Genomic DNA, 335 nt, shown 5'->3' on the forward strand with positions numbered 1-335 from the left:
CCTGACAGGGTGGCTTGTACTACTACTAAAAAAGGAGCAAGGGGGCAGTTCCTGCTTGACCCGCCTATACCGGCGCTGTCTAAATAGCGCCCATCACACGCCTTAGACCGGATGTTGAGTACCTGAGAATGGGAAAATCGTTAGTAATTGTGGAGTCGCCTGCCAAGGCAAAAACCATTAACCGCTACCTGGGCGACGACTTCATCGTGAAGTCCAGCGTCGGCCACGTGCGCGACCTGCCGGTCAGTGGTGGCTCCAAAAAAAGCACCCCTCAAGAGCGGGCCAAGGAGGCAGCCTACACGCGCTCCTTGCCCAAGGAAGAGCGGGATGCCTAT

The 335-nt window shown here is 56.4% G+C and carries 1 protein-coding gene; it reads left to right on the forward strand.

The genetic code is table 11. The features are described 5' to 3' along the window. Window positions 1-128: 128 nt before the first annotated feature. Window positions 129-335, forward strand: a 207-nt coding sequence (locus tag F8C76_RS19480) for a toprim domain-containing protein (protein ID WP_152132974.1), incomplete at its 3' end; no start/stop codon positions are given.

This window comes from Flagellimonas olearia, from assembly GCF_009184425.1.
GTDB lineage: Bacteria > Bacteroidota > Bacteroidia > Flavobacteriales > Flavobacteriaceae > Flagellimonas > Flagellimonas olearia.